Here is a 21,804-nt window from a genome sequence, read left to right on the forward strand (position 1 = left end):
CGAAGCAACCGGGCCGACATTTCCGGAGGACAAGCCCATGACCAGCACCGTGACCACCGACGGCGACGATCTGCTGACCGGCGACTGGCGCGCCGACACGCTGAGCGGCGGGGCCGGAAACGACACGCTGCTGGGCGGCGACGGCAACGATTGGCTGGACGGAGGCGACGGCGACGACCGGCTGGACGGCGGGACGGGAAACAACGCCCTGCGCGGCGGAGCCGGCAACGACACGCTGCTGGGCGGCAGCAACAACGACACGCTGGACGGCGGGGCCGGCAACGACGCGATCTCCGCCGGGACGGGCAACGACCTGATCTCCGGCGGCGACGGGGCCGACAGCATCGACGGCGGGGAGAACGACGACACCATCGACGGCGGCAGCGGCAACGACACCATCCTCGGCGGCGGCGGCCGGGACGTGGTGACCGCCGGCGACGGCGACGATCTGGTGACGGACGGCGCCTGGGTGTGGAGCGACGACCGCTTCGACGGCGGGGCCGGCAACGACACGCTCGACGGCGGCCTGGGCAGCGACACGCTGATCGGCGGCGCCGGCAACGACCGGCTGACGGTGGGCGACGATTACAGCGGCGATTCCTTGGACGGCGGCGACGGCGACGACACGCTGGTCGGCGGGATGGGGGCCGACCGTCTGTCCGACGGCGCCGGGACCGATCTGGTCCGCGCCGGCGGCGGCGACGATGTGCTGGACCATGTGCTGTCGGATCAGGCGGGCAACGACACGCTCGACGGCGGGGCCGGCTACGACCGGCTGCGCGTGGCGCTGACCGCCGGCCAGGTGACCGCCGCCGTCGCGGCCGATCTCGTCCAACTGGCGGACTTCATCCGGCGCCACGGCGACGACGGACAGGTCTTCACCGGTCAGGCCATCCGCGTGGCCGCCAACAACTGGAACGCGCTGGAGGTGACGGTGGACGGCCGGCCGGTGGCGGTCGCCGATCTGGCCGGGATGGTCGTCGCGGCCCCCAACCGGGCGCCGGTCGCCGCCGACCAGGCGCTGGCCGGGACGGAGGACATGCCGGTCGCCGGGTCGGTCGGCGCGGTCGATCCCGACGGCGACGCGCTGTCCTACGGCGTCGGCGCCGGGCCGGCCCATGGCCGGCTGGTGCTGGAGGCCGACGGCCGCTTCACCTACCGGCCCGATGCCGACTATGCCGGCACCGACAGCTTCCGCATCGACGTGTCCGACGGCCGGGGCGGGGTGACCTCCCAGACCGTCACCGTCACGCTGGCCGGCGTCAACGACGCCCCGTCCGCCGTGACGCTGGAAGGTGCCGCCGTCGCCGAGCAGGCGGCGGCCGGGACCGTCGTCGGCACCGCCGGGGGCAGCGATCCCGACGGCGACGCGCTGACCTACAGCCTTGCCGACGATGCCGGCGGGCGCTTCGTGATCGACGCGGCGACCGGGGTTCTGTCCGTCGCCGCCGGGGCCGAACTCGACTATGCGCAGGCTCCCGCCCATGCGGTGACCGTCCGCGTCACCGATGCCGGAGGGCTCAGCACCGACCGGGTCTTCCACATCGGCGTGACCGCGGCCCGCAACGACGGCGCCGCCGACGTCGACGGGCTGTCGCCGGCCGAGGAGCAAGCGCTGGAGGCGGCGGAGGTGCCGACCGGCGGCAACGACGCCGTGACGGGCGACTGGCGGGCGGAGACGCTGGACGGCGGGGCCGGGAACGACACGCTGGGCAGCGGCGGTGGCGGCGGCACGCTGCTGGGCGGGGCGGGCGACGACCTGCTGAGCGGCGACTGGGGCGAGGATACCCTGCGCGGCGGGTCGGGCGCCGACACGCTGCGCGGCGGCTCGCAGAGCGACCGGCTGTTCGGCGGCAGCGGCGCCGACCTGCTGGACGGCGGCAGCGAGGACGACACGCTGGACGGCGGCACCGGCAACGACAGCCTGTTCGGCGGCAGCGGCGCCGACCTGCTCCTCGGCGGGATGGGCGACGACCTGATGGACGGCGGCACCGACGCCAACCGCCTCTATGGCGGCAGCGGCAACGACACGCTGCTGGGCGGCGACGTGGGCGACACGCTGGACGGCGGCAGCGGCAACGACCTCATCCTCGGCGGCATCGGGGCCGACAGCATCCGCGGCGGGGCCGGCGACGACCGGATCGACGGCGGCGAGAACGACGACAGCATCGAGGGCGGCAGCGGTGACGACACCATCGTCGGCGGCGGCGGCCGGGACGTGGTTACTGCCGGCGACGGCAACGATCTGGTGACGGACGGCGACGGCGTGTGGAGCGACGACCGCTTCGACGGCGGGGCAGGCGACGATACGCTGGACGGCGGCCTCGGCAGCGACACCCTGATCGGCGGCGCCGGCAATGACCGGCTGACGGTGGGCGCCGACTACAGCGGCGATAACCTGGACGGCGGCGACGGCGACGACACGCTGGTCGGCGGTCTGGGCGCCGACACCCTGCTGGGCGGTGCCGGCAACGACGTGCTGAAGGGCGGCGGCGGCAACGACGTGCTGATCGGCGGCGACGGCATCGATATCGCCGACTATTCGGCGGAGACCGGCGCGATCTCAATCGACCTGCAAAGCGGCGAGGTTCGCCATGGCGGCTGGATGGCCGACCATGTCTCCGGCATCGAGATGATCCTGGCCGGCGCCGGGGCCGACACGCTTGCCGGCGACGGCGGCGACAACAGCCTGGCCGGCGGGGCCGGCGACGACAACCTGTCGGGCGGGGCCGGCGACGATCTGCTGGACGGCGGCAACGGTGCCGACCTGATCGACGGCGGCGACGGCATCGACACCGCCACCTATGCGGCGTCCGGCGCGGGCGTGACGGTCGATCTGGCGTCCGGCACCGGGGCCGGCGGCGATGCCGAGGGCGACCGGCTGGCCGGCGTCGAAAACCTGATCGGATCGGCTCATGGCGACCAACTGACCGGAGACGGCGGCGCCAACGTCCTGGACGGCGGCGCGGGCGACGACCTGCTGGCCGGGGCCGGCGGCGCCGACACGCTGACCGGCGGCGAGGGGACCGACACCGCCGACTACTCGGCATCGGCCGGCGGCGTAGCCGTCGATCTGGCGGCGGGCACCGGCCTGGGCGGCGACGCCGAGGGCGACGTGCTGTCGGGGATCGAGAACCTGACCGGCTCCGACCATGACGACCGGCTGACCGGCGACGGGGGCGCCAACCTGCTGGACGGCGGGGCGGGCGACGACACGCTGGCGGGCGCCGGTGGTGCCGATACGCTGACCGGTGGCGATGGGACGGACACCGCCGACTACTCGGCATCGGCCGGCGGGGTGTCCGTCGATCTGGCGGCGGGAACGGCGGCCGGCGGCGATGCCGAAGGCGACCTGCTGACCGGCATCGAGAATCTGACCGGTTCCGATCACGACGACCTTCTGGTCGGCGATGCGGGCGGCAACCTGCTGGACGGCCGCGGCGGCGACGACACGCTGATCGGGCTGGGCGACGCCGATACGCTGATCGGCGGCGACGGCATCGACCTTGCCGACTATTCGGTGTCGGCCGGCGGCGTGTCCGTAGACCTGACCAGCGGCAGCGGGACCGGCGGCGACGCCGAGGGCGACGTGCTGACCGGCATCGAGAACCTGACCGGAAGTGCCTTCGGCGACCGGCTGACCGGCGACGCCGCGGCCAACCTCCTCGACGGCGGCGCGGGCGACGACATTCTGGCCGGGCTGGACGGCGCCGACACGCTGGTCGGCGGCGACGGCACCGACCTTGCCGAGTATTCGGCCTCCGCCGCGGGCGTGACGGTCGATCTGGCGGCCGGCACCGGCCTGGGCGGCGACGCCGAGGGTGACCTGCTGTCGGGGATCGAGAACGTCACCGGCTCCGCCCATGACGACCGGCTGACCGGCGAGGGCGGCGGGAACCTGCTGGACGGCGGGGCGGGCGACGACACGCTGGCCGGGCTGGGCGGGGCGGACACGCTGGTCGGCGGCGACGGCACGGACACCGCCGACTACGCTGCGTCGGGTGCGGGCGTCACCGTCGATCTGGCGGCGGGCACCGGCGGCGACGCCGAAGGCGACCTGCTGTCGGGGATCGAGAACGTCACCGGCTCGGCCCATGGCGACCTGCTGTCGGGCGATGCGGGCGGCAACCGGCTGGACGGCGGCGGCGGCGACGACTGGCTGTCCGGCGGAGCCGGGGCGGATGCGCTGATCGGCGGCGACGGCACTGACAGCGCCGATTATGCGGCCTCGGCCGGCGGCGTCGACGTGAACCTGACCAGCGGCACCGGTTCGGGCGGCGACGCCGAAGGCGATGTGCTGACCGGCATCGAGAACCTGTCCGGTTCCGACCATGACGACCGGCTGACCGGCGATGCGAACGCCAACCGGCTCGACGGCCGCGGCGGCAACGACACGCTCGTTGGGCTTGGCGGGGCGGACACGCTGATCGGCGGCGACGGCATCGACACGGCGGAGTATCTGGCCTCGGCCGCCGCGGTGACCGTCAGCCTGTCGAGCGGCACCGGTTCGGGCGGCGACGCCCAGGGCGACCGGCTGAGCGGCATTGAGAACCTGACCGGCTCCGCCTTCGGCGACCGGCTGACCGGCGACGGCGGCGCCAACGTCCTGGACGGGGCGGGCGGCAACGACACGCTGGTCGGCGGGGCCGGGGCAGACACGCTGATCGGCGGCGCCGGCAGCGACACCGCCGACTACTCGGCGTCCGGGGCGGCGGTGACGGTCGATCTGGCGGCAGGAACCGGGCTTGGCGGCACGGCGGACGGGGATGTGCTGATCGGGGTGGAGAACCTGATCGGCTCCGCCCGCGCCGACCTGCTGACCGGCGATGCGCAGGACAACACCCTGCGCGGCGGGGCAGGGGCGGACACGCTGACCGGCGGCGCCGGCAGCGATACCGCCGACTACACCGGTTCGGCGGCGGGGGTGACGGTCAGCCTTGCCGACGGGACGGCGGCCGGCGGCGATGCCGCGGGCGACGTGCTGACCGGGATCGAGAACCTGACCGGCTCGGCCGCCGACGACCGGCTGACCGGCGACGGCGGGGCCAACCGTCTGCGCGGCGGCGGCGGCAACGACATGCTGGTCGGCGGGACGGGGGCCGACACGCTCAGCGGCGGGGCGGGGATCGACACCGCCGACTATTCGGCCTCCGACGCGGCGGTGTCGGTCAATCTCGCCACCGGCATCGGCCACGGCGGCCATGCCGAGGGCGACCGTCTGGACGGGGTGGAGATCCTGATCGGCACCGGGCATGCCGACAGCCTGACCGGCGACGGCGCCGCCAACCACCTGGACGGCCGCGGCGGTGCCGACAGCCTGTCCGGCGGGGCCGGCGACGACACCTTGCGGGTGCTGGACGACGGCTTCGCCAGCCTGGACGGCGGCAGCGGTTTCGACACGCTGCGCTTCGAGGGGGAACGGCTGGTCGTGACCGGCGCCGATGCCGGCGGGGTTCACGGCCTGGAGATGATCGACCTCACCCATTCCGGCCGCCAGGTCCTGATCCTGAACGAGCAGGGCATCGTCGCCGACACCGGCGGCGCGCCGCTCTATGTCACCGGCGACCGCAACGACCTGGTGACCTTCAAGGAATCCGGCTGGAAGCGCGGCGGTGCCGAGACCGTCGGCTCCGTCCTGTACAACCTGTACAGCCGCGGTGCCACCACGGTCTATGTCCAGGACGGCGTGCGGATGTTCGGCGACCTCGTCGTCACCGGCACGGCGGGGGACGACGTTCTCACCGCGCCGTCGGGCGTCGGCCATGTGGTCGTGTTCGGCGAGGGCGGCAACGACACGGTGCGGTTCGGCGCCGGCTTCCGGCATGAGATCGCGCATCTGGTGCGGATCGACGACGACCTCCACGTCCTGTTCGACGCCCAGGGCGGCCCGGCCGGGGAGGACGGCTATGCCCGCGACCGCGTCACCATCATGGGCCATTTCGCCCCGAATGGCGCCGCCGGTGCGGGGGACGGCAGCGTCCGCCGGATCGAGTTCGCCGACGGCGTGGTCTGGCCGGTGTGGGGCGGCGACCTGCTGCTGGGCAGCACCGGCGACGACACCGTCGCCATCGAGCCGGGATTCGCCAGCCACAGCCTGCATGCCGATGCCGGCGTCAACGTCATCCGCTTCGGTGACGACGTGACCGCCGACGACCTGCGCCTGTCGCGCAAGGGCGACGACCTGGAGATCCGCATCGCCGGCACCGACCGCTCGCTGCTGCTCTTCAACCATTTCTCGGCCGAGGCGCTGGCCGGCGCCGGCAACGGCGGGGTCGAGGCGATCGAACTGGCCGACGGCACCCGCTGGCGCGTGCACGGCAACGACATCCGCATCGGCAGCAGCGGCGACGACCGCATGGTGTTCGGGCTCGATGGCGGGCAGACGACGCTCTACGGCAGCGCCGGTGCCGACACCATCGCCTTCGCGACGACCGTCGATCCCGATCGCATGCGGCTGAGCCGCGAGGGCGACGACCTGCGCCTGTCCTATGAAGGGACCGGCGCGTCCTGGCTGATCAAGCAGCATTTCGACGGCAATCCGGACGGCTACCGGACGATCCGCTTCGGCGACGGCACCGAATGGGCCATCGACAACACCCGCCTGATCGCCGGCACCGCCGCCGACGAGCGGGTGGAGCTGGGCGCCGGGCTGGGAGAGCGCGTGCTGGCGACCGGCGGCGGCAGCGACGGGCTGATGCTGGCGGCGGGCATCGCCCCGTCGCAGGTGGCTCTGCGCCGCGACGGCGACAAGCTGGTGATCCAGATCGCCGGCAGCACCGACCGGGTGGTGGTGCTCAACCACTTCAACGACACCGGCGCCGGCAACGGCGTGCTGCGCAGCCTGACCTTCGCCGACGGCACGGTGTGGCCGCTGGATCCCGGCACCGGGTTCCGCATCGGCGGCGACACCGGCGACGTGTTCTCCTTCAAGCCGGGCGACGGCGCCGTCACGCTGTTCGCCGGCAAGGGCGTCGACACGCTGAACGTCGCCGCCGCCATCGGCGCCGCCGCGCTGGGCTTCACCCGCCAGGGCGACGATCTGGTCATTTCGGTGAAGGGGACGGCGGACAAGGTCACGGTGCTGAACCATTTCGCCGGCGGCTGGGGCGCCTCGCTGCTGGAGAACGTCTATGCCGGCGGGCGCTTCTGGAACCTGTCCGATCCGGCCATGCTGATCGGCGGGGCCGGCGACGACAGCTACACCCTGACGGTGGGCGGCGGCGCCAAGTCGATCCTGCCCGGCGGCGGCAACGACCTGATCCTCATCGGCCCCGGCATCGACAAGGCGAGCGTCACCATGCAGCGGGTGGGCGACGATCTGGTGATCGGCCTGCGCACGCTGCCGGACAAGCTGACCGTGCTGAACCACTTCTCCGGCGGGGCGAGCGGCGGGGTCCACACGCTGCGCTTCATCGACGGCGACACCTGGAACATCTGGGGCGCCGGCCTGATGGTCGGCACCAGCGCCACCGACACCTTCACCGCCGAACCCGGCATCGGCCACGTCTCACTGTTCCCCGGCGGCGGCAGCGACCGCCTCCGGCTGGGCACCGGCTTCGACAGCCTGAACACGCTGGTGCGGCGGGTCGGCGACGATCTCGAGATCGTGATGCGCGACGGCAGCGATTCGGTCAAGGTCCTGAACCACTTCCTGGGCAACGAGGCGCGCGACATCGCCTTCTCCGACGGCAAAATCTGGACGGTCGGCGGACCCAACGCCCGCATCGGCACCGGCGGCGCCGACCGCTTCGTCCTGTCGCCCGGCATGGGCACCGTCGTGGTCCATGGCGGCGGCGGCCAGGGCGGCGACCGCATCGAGGTGGCCCCCGGCATCGACCCGTCCACCGTCCGGCTGACCCGTGTCGGCAACGACCTGCGCGTCACCGCCGGCACCGACAGCATGACCATCGTCAACCAGTTCGCCACCGGCGGGGTGGTGACGATCCCCGAGATCGTCTTCCCCAACGGCGTCGTCTGGCCGATCGCCGGCACCAACGTCTTCATCAGCGGCGCCGGGGCGGAAACGATCCCCGCCGGCCCGATGTTCATCTATCCCGGGGCGCCCGGCCAGCATCTGTCCATCGACGCCGACCCGGGCAAGACCCGCGTCGTGCGCGTCGGCAACGACCTGCACCTGACGATCGTCGGCCAGCCGAACGAGATGATCGTCGTCAACCATTTCGCCATGAACGGCATCGGCGACCTGGTCTTCAACAACGGCACCACCTGGAACATCCAGGGCGGCAAGGTGCTGATCGGCGGCACCGGCCATGACGAGTTCGTGATCCAGCGCGGCATGGGCGACGTCATCGTCTATCCCGACAGCATCGGCGACGACACCCTGCGCTTCGTCGACACGGTGGACGGGTCCAAGATCCGCGTGGCGCGCGTCGGCGACAATCTGCGCATCACCATCGACGGCACCGCCGATGCGCTGACCATCGTCAACCATTTCGCCGGCACGCCGATGGAATCGCTGAAGCGTCCCGACGGCTCCGTCCTGCCGCTGACCGGCGACGGGCTGCTGTTCGGCGGCCCGGGCGGAACCGTCTTCCTGGTCGGCGAGGACAGCGGGTCGAAGACCATCTATGCCGAGGGCGGCGACCGCGTGGTCTTCGGCGACATCGACAGCACGGAGGTGCGGCTGATCCGCACCGGCTCCGACCTGCAGATCTTCATCGACCGCACGCAGCAGGTGGTGACCGTCCTCAACTATTTCGGCGGCGTCGGCCAATTGGAGTTCGCCGACGGACGGACCTTCGACCTGTCCTCTCCCTACACGCTGATCGGCGGCGGGGGCGGCGACCGCTTCACCATCGGCAAGACCGGTCCGGCCAGCCAGATCATCCATGCCGGCGGCGGCGGCAGCCAGATCGACTTCGGCCCCGACGTCTCCCCCGGCGACGTCACCCTGCGGCAGGACGGCGTCGATCTGGTCGTGGTCTTCATCGGCAGTGGGCGCGTCGTGCGCGTGGTCAACCACTTCACCGCACCCACCGATGGGCTGTCGCGCGGGCTCGACGCCATCACCTTCAGCGGCGGCGTTACGCTGGACGTCTTCGGCGACAACGTGATGTTCGGCCGGCAGGGAAGCGACGATTTCACCATCCTTCCCGGCCAGGGCCGGCAATATGTCTTCGCCGGCGGCGGCACCGACCGGCTGACCTTCGGGCCCGGCGTCGACCCGGCGCTGGTGCGGATGGAGCGGGACGGCGTCAACCTGCACATCTTCACCGACGACGGCAGCATCGATCTGGTGGCGGTCAACCATTTCGGCCCCACCGGGGTGCCGGGCAGCGGCTCCGGCCTTGCCACCGTCGCCTATGCGGACGGGCAGAACTGGTCGGTCGCCGGCAACGGCATCCTGATCGGCAGCCGCGGCAACAACAGCTACAGCGTGGCGTCCAACAGCGGTCCGGTGACGATCCATCCGGCGGGCGAGGACAACCGGCTGGCCTTCACCGCGGGGATTCCGCCGGCCAACCTGCGTCTGGTGCGCGAGCATGACGACCTGCGCATCCTGTCGGCCGACGGCACGGTCAACGTGCTGGTGGTCAACCATTTCCGGAACCAGTTGGACCAGGTCACCTTCTCGGCCGGGGCGCCGTGGAACCTGGGGGCGGGCAACGTCTTCATCGGCGGCGACGGGCCGTCGGTCTTCCGGTTCGACAGCATCGCCACCGACCTGATGGTGTTCCCCGGCAGCGGCGACATCGTGGGCATGCCCAGCGGCCTCGACTGGAAGGACGTGGTGCTGACGCGCTCCGGCGGCGACCTGATCGTGCAGGTCCGCTCCACCGGGCGGCAGATCCGCATCGTCAACCACTTCTCGGCCAGCGACGGCACCAGCGGGCTGGCCGGGCTGAGCTTCGCCGACGGCACGACGATGCCGCTGGGCGAGCTGGCGGTGCTGGGCGGCGGCAGCGGCGACCTGCTGACCGGGGCGGCGGCCGACGACGTGATGCTGGGCCAGGACGGCGACGACCGGCTGAGCGGCGGCGGCGGCAACGACACGCTGATCGGCGGCATCGGCAACGACACGCTGGACGGCGGCACCGGCAACGACGTCTATGTCTACCGCATCGGCGACGGGCGCGATTACATCATCGACGGCGCCGGCTTCGACCGCATCGAGTTCGGCCCCGGCATCGGCCGCGGCGACATCTATTTCGCGCGCTTCGGCAACGACCTCTACATCCGCTTCCGCGGCCGGCCGAGCGACGAGATCGTGGTGACCGGCCGCTTCAGCATGGCGGGCGACGGGACCAGCTTCGTGGAGCGGCTGGCCTTCGCCGATGGCAGCAGCTTCGACCTGACCCGCACCGACATCGCGCTGGAGACCGATGCGACCAACCCCAGCGAATATCTGCAAGGCTACAATGTCGGCGACTGGATCAACAGCCGGGGCGGCGACGACACCATCTTCGGCTATGGCGGCAACGACACGCTGATCGGCGACACCGGCTGGGACGAGATGCACGGCGGCGACGGCGACGACCTGATCGACAGCCGTGGCGATTCCGGCACCGACGGCCGTTTCGACCGGTCCTTCGGCGATGCCGGCAATGACACCATCCTGGGCGGCGGCGGCAACGACCTCCTGTACGGCGGCGCCGGAGACGACAGCATCGACGGTGGCGGCGGCAGCGACAGCATAGAAGGCGGGGCCGGCAACGACAGCATCGACGGCGGCGCCGGAGCCGACGTGATCTATGGTCAGGACGGCAACGACACGCTGGCCGGTGGCGCCGGCAACGACACGCTCTACAGCGGGGCCGGCGACGACCTGATCCGCTATGGCGGCGGCAGCGACACCATCACGAACGAGGGCGGCAGCGACGTTCTGGAGATGGGGCCGGGCATCGCCCGCGCCGACGTCTACTTCGCGCGCTTCGGCAACGACCTCTACATCCGCTTCCGCAGTTCGGCGGAGCAGATCGTCCTGACCGGCCGCTTCAGCGGGGCGGGCGACGGGGCCAGCTTCGTGCAGATGCTTCGCTTCGCCGACGGCACGGACTATGCCGTCACGGCGCAGGATCTGGCGTTGGAAACGGTGGCGACCGACGCCAGCGAAAAGCTGGAAGGCTACAATGTCGGCGACATCATCCGTGGGCAGGGCGGCAACGACACCATCTACGGCTATGCCGGCAACGACAGCCTGGACGGCGGCAGCGGCAACGACTTCCTCTATGCCGGCGGCGGCGACGACAGCGTGGAGGGTGGCGACGGCGCGGACGCGCTGTACGGCGATGCCGGCAACGACACGCTGTCCGGCGGCGGCGGCAACGACAGCCTCTATGGCGATGCGGGAACCGATGTCCTGTCGGGCAGCGACGGCAACGACTTCCTGTCGGGGGCGGCCGACAACGACATCCTCCACGGCGACGGCGGCGCTGATACGCTGGACGGTGGCGCCGGCAACGATCTCCTGGAGGGCGGCGACGGCGACGACCGCCTGCTGGCCGGCGACGGCGACGACACGCTGGAGGGCGGCGGCGGCACCGACACCCTGTTCACCGGGGCCGGCAACGACATCATCCGCTTCGACGGCGGGCGGGAGACCATCACCAACGAAGGCGGTGCCGACACGCTGGAGATCGGCGGTGGGTTGACCAAGGCCGATCTCTATTACGCCCGCTTCGGCAACGACCTGTATCTGCGCTTCCGCAACCGCGGCGACGAGGTGGTGCTGACCGGCCGCTTCAACGGGGCGGGCGACGGGACGAGCTATGTGCAGCGCGTCCTGTTCGCCGACGGGCAGGAGGCCGACCTGACCGATCCGGCCCTGGTGCTGGAGACGGTGGCGACGGATCTCAACGACTCCCTTGAGGGATACAACGCCGACGACACCATCCGCGGCCTCGGCGGCACCGACACCATCCGCGGCTATGGCGGCGACGACCTGCTGGACGGCGGGTCGGGCAACGATGTGCTGTACGGCGGAGCCGGCAACGACCGGCTGTTCGGCGGCACCGGGGCCGACCGGCTGGAGGGTGGCGACGGCAACGACACGCTGGAGGGCGGCGACGACGCCGACCTGCATTATGGCGGCGCGGGCGACGACCTGGTCCTCGGCGGTGCCGGCAACGACTATATGGAAGGCGGCGACGGTGCCGACCGGCTGGCCGGCGATACCGGCAACGACACGCTGTACGGCGATGCCGGGAACGACAGCCTGCAGGGCAGCACCGGCGACGACGACCTGCAGGGCGGCGACGGCGCCGACACGCTGGAAGGCGGGTCGGGCACCAACGCCATCCTGACCGGCCTTGGCGACGACGTGATCCGCTACGACGGCGGGCGCGACACCATCACCAACGCGGGCGGCAACGACGTTCTGGAAATCCGCACCGCATTGAGGCGGGAGGACCTCTATTTCGCCCGCTTCGGCAACGATCTGTACCTGCGCTTCCGCGGCGCGGCCGACGAGATCGTGCTGAAGAACCGCTTCAACGGGGCCGGCGACGGGGCGAGTTATGTCCAGACCCTGCTGTTCGCCGACGGCCAGCGGGTGGACCTGACCGACCCGACGCTGAAGCTGGAAACGCTGGCGACCGCCGCGTCGGAGACGCTGGAGGGCTACAATGTCGGCGACCTGATCCAGGGCGTCGGCGGCAACGACAGCATCTACGGCTATGCCGGCGACGACACGCTGGATGGCGGCGACGGCAACGACCAGCTCTATGGCGGATCGGGCAACGACACGCTGATCGGCGGGACCGGTGACGACCGGCTGGAAGGCGACGATGGCGGCGACCGGCTTCAGGGCGGTGACGGCAACGACAGCCTGACCGGCGGGGCCGGCGACGACACGCTGATCGGCGGCGCCGGTAAAGACCAGTATTACGGCGGCGCCGGCAACGACCTGATCGACAACCGGGACGATGTCGGCACCGGTGCCGCGGTGAATGTCGCCTATGGCGAGGCGGGGAACGACACCATCCTGGGCGGCGATGCGGGCGAGACCTTCGCCGGCGGCGACGGAGACGACCGGTTGGAGGGCAATGCCGGCAACGATTGGCTGGAGGGCAACGCCGGGAACGACAGCCTGCAGGGCGGTGCCGGCAACGACAGCCTGCAGGGCGGCGACGGCGCCGACACGCTGGAAGGCGGGTCGGGCACCAACACCATCCTGACCGGCCTCGGCGACGACGTGATCCGCTACGACGGCGGGCGCGACACCATCACCAACGAGGGCGGCGCCGACATTCTGGAAATCCGCACCGCATTGAGGCGGGAAGACCTCTATTTCGCCCGCTTCGGCAACGACCTGTACCTGCGCTTCCGCGGCGCGGCCGACGAGATCGTTCTGAAGAACCGCTTCAACGGGGCCGGCGACGGGGCGAGCTATGTCCAGACCCTGCTGTTCGCCGACGGGCAGCGGGTGGATCTGACCGACCCGACGCTGAAGCTGGAAACGCTGGCGACCGCCGCGTCGGAGACGCTGGAGGGCTACAATGTCGGCGACCTGATCCAGGGCGTCGGCGGCAACGACAGCATCTACGGCTATGCAGGCGACGACACGCTGGACGGCGGCGACGGCAACGACCAGCTCTTTGGCGGGGCGGGCAAAGACACGCTGATCGGCGGCGACGGTGTCGACCGGCTGGAAGGCGGCGACGGCTTCGACATGATTGACGGCGGCGAGGGGGACGACACGCTCGTTGGCGATGCCGGCGACGACACGCTGATCGGCGGCGCCGGAAACAACACGCTGTATGGCGGAACCGGCAACAACGTCATCCGGTTCGATGGCGGCCAGGACACCGTCTACAACACCGGCGGCAACGACGTCATCGAACTGGATCCGTCCTTCGACAAGGCGACGCTCTATTTCTCCCGTTTCGGCAACGACCTTTACGTGCGCTTCACCGGACGGACGGACCAGATCATCGTCAAGGACCGCTTCAACGGTGCCGGCGATGGTGCCGCCTATGCGCAGACCCTGCTGTTCGCCGACGGATCGCGGGAGGATTTGACCCGCCAGGATCTGGCGATCCAGACCATCGGCGGCGCGGCAGGCGAGAAGCTGGAAGGCTACAATGTCGGCGACACCATCGACGGGCAGGCCGGCAACGACACGATCTACGGCTATGACGGCGACGACACGCTGACGGGTGGCAGTGGTCAGGACACGCTCTATGGCGGCGGAGGCGACGACCTTCTGGACAACCAAGCCGACACCGGGGCGGGCGGTGGCGACGCGGCCTATGGAGAGGCGGGCAACGACACCATCCTCAGCGGTGGCGGCAATGACATGATCTTCGGTGGTGCCGGCAATGATGATCTTAACGCGGGTAATGGTGAAGACCGCCTGTGGGGCGATGAAATATCGACCACCGGTAATGAGGTCATCACAATCCGCTTGCGAGTGGGCGCAAACCCTTATGCCTATGATTGGCCGCGCTTGCGAGTTTGGCTGGATGGTACGCTGCTTTTGGATACGCGGGTGACAGCGTATTACAGCTATTTCCAACAATATTACGGGAATGTTCAAGATTTTGTCTTGACGGTCACCGACCGTTCGACCGCTGCAAACCTGACGCTGGAAGTCGTGCACGAAGAGTATGAGCGCTTTACAACCTATTGGGTGCGTGGCGCGATCGTGACCGGCATCGAGGTCAATGGGTTGCCGATCGGCGGTGCCCCAAGATGGCTTTGGGACAACGGACAGAACTATTCCACTTGGGGGCTTGCCGGGGCACTGCCCGCGTCCTCCCCCGGCGAACCTGCCGGCGACGACGCGGTTTCCGGCGGGCTTGGCAACGACGTGCTGAACGGCGGCCTGGGGGACGACAGCCTGTCGGGTGGCGCCGACAACGACACCATTCTCGGCGGTGCCGGCAACGATACCATCCGTGGAGGTGCCGGGTCGGACGAGATGCATGGCGGTGCCGGCGACGACCTGATCGACAACCGAGATGATCCGAACGCCGGCGGGATCAATGACCAATCCTATGGCGGTACCGGCAACGACACGATCTATGGGGGTGCCGGCACCGACGTCGTCTATGGCGGTGCGGGCAACGACCTGATCGACGGCGCCGCCGGGGCCGACTATCTCTATGGTCAGGCCGGCAACGACACGCTGGACGGCGGTGCCGGCAATGACACAATCGACGGCGGCGCCGGCGACGACCTGATCCGCTTCACCTCCGGTGAAGGCGTGGACAGCATCGCCGGCGGCGGCGGCAGCGACGTGCTGGAACTGGGAGCCGGGCTGAAGCGGGAGCAGATGTATCTCTCGCGCATCGGTGCCGACCTGCACCTGAACTTCCGCGACACCGGCGACCGCATCGTCCTGGCCGGGCGCTTCAGCGGCGACGGCGACGGTTCGAACTTCGTGCAGACCGTGAGGTTCGCGGATGGAAGCACCGCCGACCTGTCGGCCCAGACCATCGCGATGGAAACCTATGGGCAGGCGACGGCAGAGATCCTCTATGGCTACAAGGCGAACGACAGCATCGACGGCGGCGGCGGCAACGACACCCTCTACGGCTATGGCGGCGACGACCTTCTGACCGGCGGGGACGGCAACGACGCGCTGTATGGCGGGACCGGCAACGACACGCTGTCGGGCGGTGCCGGCGCCGATTACTTCGAAGGCGGCGATGGCAACGACAGCCTGTCCGGCGGCGCCGACAACGACACGCTGTACGGCGGTGCCGGCAACGACACGCTGTCGGGCGGCGCGGGCGCCAACGCCATCGACGGCGGTGCCGGCAACGACACCATCCTCTACGAGGGCGGCGCCGACACCGTTGTCGGCGGCGGCAACGACGAGCTGGTCTTCGGCGCGGGCTATGCCGCCTCCGGCCTGCGGCTGGAACGCTTCGGCAAGGATCTGCACCTGGTCTTCGACGATCTGGCCAAGCGGATCGTCGTCGCCAACCGCTTCGACGGCAATGGCGAGGGGGCGAATTACGTGCAGACCCTGCGCTTCGCCGACGGCGGGACGGTGGATCTGTCACGCACCGATCTGGTGATCGCCACCCGCGACAGCGATGTCGGGCATGTGCTGGAAGGCTACAATGCCGGCGACGTGATCCGCGGCAACGGCGGCACCGACGCCATCTATGGTTATGGCGGCGACGACACGCTGTATGGCGGGGCCGGCGCCGACGCCCTGTACGGCGGCGACGGCAACGACCTGATCGACAGCCGGGACGAGACGGCCAGCGGCGACACCGCTTACGGCCAGGGCGGCAACGACACGCTCCATGGCGGTGCCGCCAACGACGCGCTCTATGGCGGCGACGGTGAGGACCTGATCCTGGGCGGCGCCGGCAACGACAGCGTCGAAGGCAATGCCGGCAGGGACAGCCTGAGCGGCGGGGCGGGCGTCGACACCCTGCGCGGCGGGGCCGACAACGACACCCTCCTTGGCGACGACGGCGGCGATTACCTGTTCGGCGATGCCGGCGACGACAGCCTGGACGGCGGGGCCGGGGCCGACACGCTGTGTGGCGGGATCGGCGCGGACATGCTGTCCGGCGGCGACGATGCCGATACGCTGTATGGCGAGGACGGCAACGACACGCTGTCCGGCGGTGCCGGCGCCAACTGGATCGTCACCGGGGCCGGCGACAACCTCGTGCTCTACCAGGGCGGTGCCGACACGGTGACCGGCGGCGGCGGCAACGATACGCTGTCCTTCGGCGACGGCTTCAGCGCCGACGACCTGCGGTTCGAGCGTTACGGCAACGACCTGCATGTCCGCTTCAATGGCAAGACCGACCGGATCGTCGTCGCCAACCGCTTCAGCGGTGCCGGCAACGGCGCCAGTTACCTGCAGACTCTGCTGTTCGCCGACGGACGCACCGTCGACCTGACCGATCCGGCCCTCGTCATCGACACCTGGGACGATGCGACCGCCCGCACCCTGGAAGGCTATGCCGCGTCGGACACCATCCGCGGCGGCGGGGGCAACGACGCCATCTACGGCTATGGAGGCGACGACAGCTTGTATGGCGGGGCGGGCAGCGATCTGGTCCGCGGCGGTGCCGGCAACGACCTGATCGACAGCAGCGACGACGAGACCAGCCACGACACGCTCTATGGCGAGGACGGGAACGACACCGTGCGCGGCGGCGGCGGCGACGACGCCCTCTATGGCGACGCCGGCAACGACCGTGTCGAAGGGCTCGCCGGACGCGATTACATGGAAGGCGGTGCCGGCGACGATAGCATGGACGGCGGTGCAGGCGACGACACCCTGTTCGGCGGCGACGGCGCCGACAGCCTCGACGGCGGTGCCGACAACGACTACCTGAAGGGCGATGCCGGTGCCGACGAGCTGTCGGGCGGGCTGGGCAACGACACGGTCTATGGCGGAGCGGACGACGACCGCCTGTCGGGCGGCGACGGCAACGACATCCTCTATGGCGATGCCGGCAACGACACCCTGACGGGCGGCGCCGGCGACGACGCCATCGACACCGGCGCCGGCGACGATCTGGTGGTCTATGACGGCGGCCGCGACACCATCCTGGGCGGCGGCGGCAACGACACGCTGCTGTTCGGCGAAGGCTTCGCGGCCGACCAGCTCTATATCGCGCGCTTCGACAACAATCTGGTGTTGCGCTTCCGCGACCGGCCGGAACAGGTGGTCATCTCCAACCGCTTCAACGGCGGGGGAGACGGCGCCAACTATCTGCAGACCGTCCGCTTCCACGACGGGACGGAGGTGCTGCTGTCCGACCCCGCGCTGCGGCTGGAAACGGTCGGCGGCGACGGAGCCGAGGCTCTGTTCGGCTATGTCAACGGCGACCGGATCGACGGGCGGGGCGGCAACGATGTGCTGGCCGGCTACGGCGGAAACGACACGCTGATCGGCGGCACCGGCCGCGACGAGCTGCATGGCGGCGACGGCGACGACCTGCTGGACAGCCGGGACGACCTGGCCGGCTCCGGCGACTATGACGTCGCCTATGGCGAGGCGGGCAACGACACCCTGCTGGGCGGCGGCGGCAACGACGGCCTGTCGGGCGGCGACGGCGACGACAGCCTGGACGGCGGTGCGGGCGACGACGTGCTCGCCGGCGGTGCAGGCGACGACCGGCTTGCCGGCGGCGACGGCGTCGATACGCTGACGGGCGGCATCGGACGGGATACGCTGGAGGGCGGCGACGCCGGCGACAGCCTGTCGGGCGAGGCCGGTGACGACAGCCTGGACGGCGGCGCCGGCAACGACGTGTTGTCCGGCGGCGCCGACGACGACCGGCTTGCCGGCGGCGACGGGGCCGACACGCTGGTGGGCGGCACCGGGCGGGATGTGCTGGAGGGCGGCGACGGCAACGACAGCCTGGTCGGCGACGCCGGGGCCGGAAGCGGCACCTACATGTTCGACACGATGAAGACGGTGTTCAACGGCGCCTTTTCCGTCACCTGGACGACGCAGGACTATGTTCCGCGCATGCTGGGCGACGTGAACGGCGATGGCAGGGCGGACATCGTCGGCTTCGCCAGCACGTCGGTTCAGATCGCCCTGGGGCAGGCGGACGGCAGCTTCGGTCCCGTCAAGGTCGCCTACAATGGAGAGTTCACGCCGACCCAGGGCGGCTGGAACAGCCAGAACGTCTATCCCCGTCAGTTGGCCGACGTGAACGGCGACGGCCGGATGGACATCGTCGGCTTCGCGAGCAGCGTGGTGCGGGTGGCCCTTGGCCAGGCGGACGGAACCTTCGCGTCCGCACAGACGGCGCTGAGCGGAAATCTGACCGCGGGCACGACCTGGATCAACATGAGCCAGTATCCCCGCCTGCTGGGCGACGTGAACGGCGACGGCCGGGCGGACATCGTCGGCTTCTCCAGCACCGGCGTGGTGACCTCCCTGGGGCAGGCGGACGGGACCTTCGGGGCCGTCACCCTCGCCTACAACGGCAGCTTCACGACCGGCTACGGCTGGACCAACGGCAATGACTACCCCCGGCTTCTGGGCGACGTCGATGGCGACGGCATGGCCGACATCGTCGGCTTCAGCGCCGATCGGGTCTTCGTCGCCCGCGGCCGGGCCGACGGCACCTTCGCTCCGATGACGGTCGCCTACAGCGGCGATTTCACCAAGAACGCGGGCGGCTGGACAACCCAGGAGCAGTATCCCCGTGAACTGGCCGACGTGAACGGCGACGGCCGGATGGACATCGTCGGTTTCGCCAGCAACGGTGCCTACGTGTCGTTCGGTCAGGCCGACGGCACCTTCAGCCGGATTCGCCAGGGCACCAGCGACTATGGCTATGGCGGCTGGAGCAACTACAGCACCTACCCGCGGCAGGTGGCCGATGTCGACGGCGACGGCCGCGCCGACATCGTCGGTTTCGGATCCAACAGCGTCGTGGTGTCCAGGTCCGTCCTCAACGACGACACGCTGAGCGGCGGGGCGGGGGACGACACGCTGGCCGGCGGGCTGGGCGACGACGTCTACCGGTTCGGACGCGGGGACGGGCGGGACCGCATCGTCGAGAACGACAGCGACATCGGCAACGACCGGCTGGTGTTCGAGTCCGGCATCGACGCCCGCCAGCTGTGGTTCACCAAGATGGGCAACGACCTGGAGGTGCAGGTGGTCGGCACGGCGGACAAGGTGACCATCGCCGGCTGGTACGGCGGGGCCGAGCATCACATGGACAGCATCGAGACGGCCGACGGGTCCGTGCTGCTGGACTCCATGGTGGACCGGCTGGTGCAGGCCATGGCGGGCTTCGCTCCGCCGGCGGCCGGCACCATGAGCATCGACCCCGATGCCTATCCGCAGATCGAGACCGCCATCACCGCCGCCTGGCGTTGACGGCGTTGCGGCGCGGGGGGAGGGGGTGACGCATCACGCCCCGATGGCGGTGGACTTGACGGTGCCCAAGGCAACGCTCAGGTCGGCCATCCCCTCCGCGCCCGCCCACGCCGCCCTGTCAAGGTCGACAGGTCCAGCAAGCGGCGCCATCACCCCCTGCCAGCCGTCCGTCTTCACCATGTCCCGTGTCATACCCATGAGGAATCACAAAAATGGCCGAGAGCCCCTTGAGAAACTGATAGCCCTCGAGCCGCAAGCCCGACCGGATCGGCGACCGATTTCGATCGCGAAAGCTCTCTCAGGTTGTTTCATGGGCGAGATGCGTCCACCGGTTGCTTTCGAGTGCGAAAGCCTCGGGCGGTCGTCCCTGGTGACCGCCTGCCCTGCCCCATGGTAAGGATTGCCGGCAGGACCAAGACGCCACGGATCAGCGATGCCGGCTGTGCAGAGACGACACTTCCTCGGCCTTGCGGGGGCCGCAGCACTCTCCGGCGCGCTGCCGCGGCCGGGCATGGCCGCGGCCGGCGCGCTGCGGATCGGGCTGAAGACGCTGCCGGCGGCGCTCAACCCGCTGACGGTCAGCGATCTGGTGGCGCGGCAGATCCTGGGGTCGATGTATGAGAGCCTGACCAGCGTCGATGCGAAGGGGCGCATCCTGCCGGGCCTCGCCACCGCCTGGGAGGCATCGGAGGATGCGCGGCGCTGGCGGCTGACCGTCCGCGAGGGCGTGACCTTCCACACCGGCCGCCCCTTCACCGCCGCCGCCGTCAAGCGCAGCTTCGAAGCGGCCCTGGCCGGCGAAGGCGCCAACTTCGCGCTGCTGGCCCTGTCCAAGGTGCGCGGCTTCCGCGAGCTGCGGGCGAAGACGGCGAGCGAGCTGTCCGGCGTCACCGTGATCGACGACCGGACGCTGGAGGTCGTCTGCGACGAGCCCAACGCGGTGTTCCCCTTTGCGCGCATCCACATCGTCGATGTCGAGGCGGTCGGGCAGGCCGGCCCCGACTGGTTCCGCACAATGTCGGCGGGCACCGGCCCCTACCGGCTGGCCCGCTCGGCCGAGGGCATCCGCATCGACGTGGAGGCGAATCCCGGCTGGCGCGGCGGTGCCGTCCCGTTCGAACGGGTGTCCTTCCTCGCCACCGGCATCGGCAATGACGGCATCACGCTGTTCAACGACAGCCAGGTCGATTTCACCTTCGTCGACACCGATGCGCTGCGCGGGGTGATGGACGATCCCGGCTTCAAGCGGTCGCTGTCCAACGTGCCGCGGATGCAGATGCGGGTGGTGGCGCTCGACCCGCGGCGGGTGAAGGCGTTTGCCGACCTGCGGGTGCGCCGGGCGATGTCGCTGCTGATCGACCGCAACGCGATGGCGGAGCGCTTCTTCCGCGGCGTCGCCGCCGTCCACAACGGGGTCGTCCCGCCGGCCCTGCTGGCCAACGAAAAGCTCGAACCGCTGGCCTACGACCCGACGCTGGCGAAGCAGCTGCTGGCGGAGGCGGGCTATCCGGACGGGCGCGGCATCGATCCCTTCTCCGTCGCCGTCGTGCCGGAAAACCGGCGCGAGTTCGTCTATTACGTGTCGCAATGGAACAATGCCGGCATCCCGGCCAAGCTGGTCACCGCCCCGCGGCAGGAATTCATCGCCCGCTCCCGCCGGCGCGACTACGACTCCTTCCTGTTCGGCTGGACCGCCACCTACCCCGACCCGATGAACTTCCTGGACGAGCTGTTCAACAGCCGCAGCCGTTTCAATCCCGTCGGCTGGTCCAATGCGGAGTTCGACGGGCTGGTCGAACGCGCGATGGCCATTGCCGACCCCGACCGCCGTGCCGAGGTCTACAAGGACGCCGAGCGCCTGGTGATGAAGGACCTGCCGGTGATTCCGCTGGTGGTGCCGGACTACGTGGCGCTGCGCGGCAACGTGCTGAGCGACAATTTCATCACGCCCTTCGGGGGCCTCAATTTCGGCTAAACGGGCGAAGGGCAGGGCGCCGCGTCCGCGATAGCCGGGAAGG

At 70.4% G+C, this 21,804-nt stretch carries 3 protein-coding genes; 2 read left to right on the forward strand and 1 reads right to left on the reverse strand.

What is annotated here, in order from left to right; all coding sequences use genetic code 11:
* Positions 1-37 precede the first annotated feature (37 nt).
* A complete protein-coding gene (locus AB8P05_RS19695; protein ID WP_472760539.1) occupies positions 38-19,786 on the forward strand; it encodes a calcium-binding protein in 19,749 nt (6,582 codons plus the stop codon).
* Between the two features lie 33 nt (positions 19,787-19,819).
* On the opposite strand, the gene AB8P05_RS19700 is transcribed toward AB8P05_RS19695, so the two are convergent.
* Positions 19,820-19,966 (reverse strand): hypothetical protein, encoded by a 147-nt coding sequence (locus tag AB8P05_RS19700; RefSeq protein WP_472760540.1) that lies wholly within the window; start codon positions 19,964-19,966, stop codon positions 19,820-19,822.
* A 253-nt stretch (positions 19,967-20,219) separates the two neighbouring features.
* Here AB8P05_RS19700 and AB8P05_RS19705 point away from each other — a divergent pair, with 253 nt between their 5' ends.
* Entirely contained in the window at positions 20,220-21,761 is a 1,542-nt protein-coding gene (locus AB8P05_RS19705) for an ABC transporter substrate-binding protein (RefSeq protein ID WP_472760541.1), read from the forward strand.
* Positions 21,762-21,804 lie beyond the last annotated feature (43 nt).

It is taken from the genome of Azospirillum sp. VT-I1 (assembly GCF_055698305.1).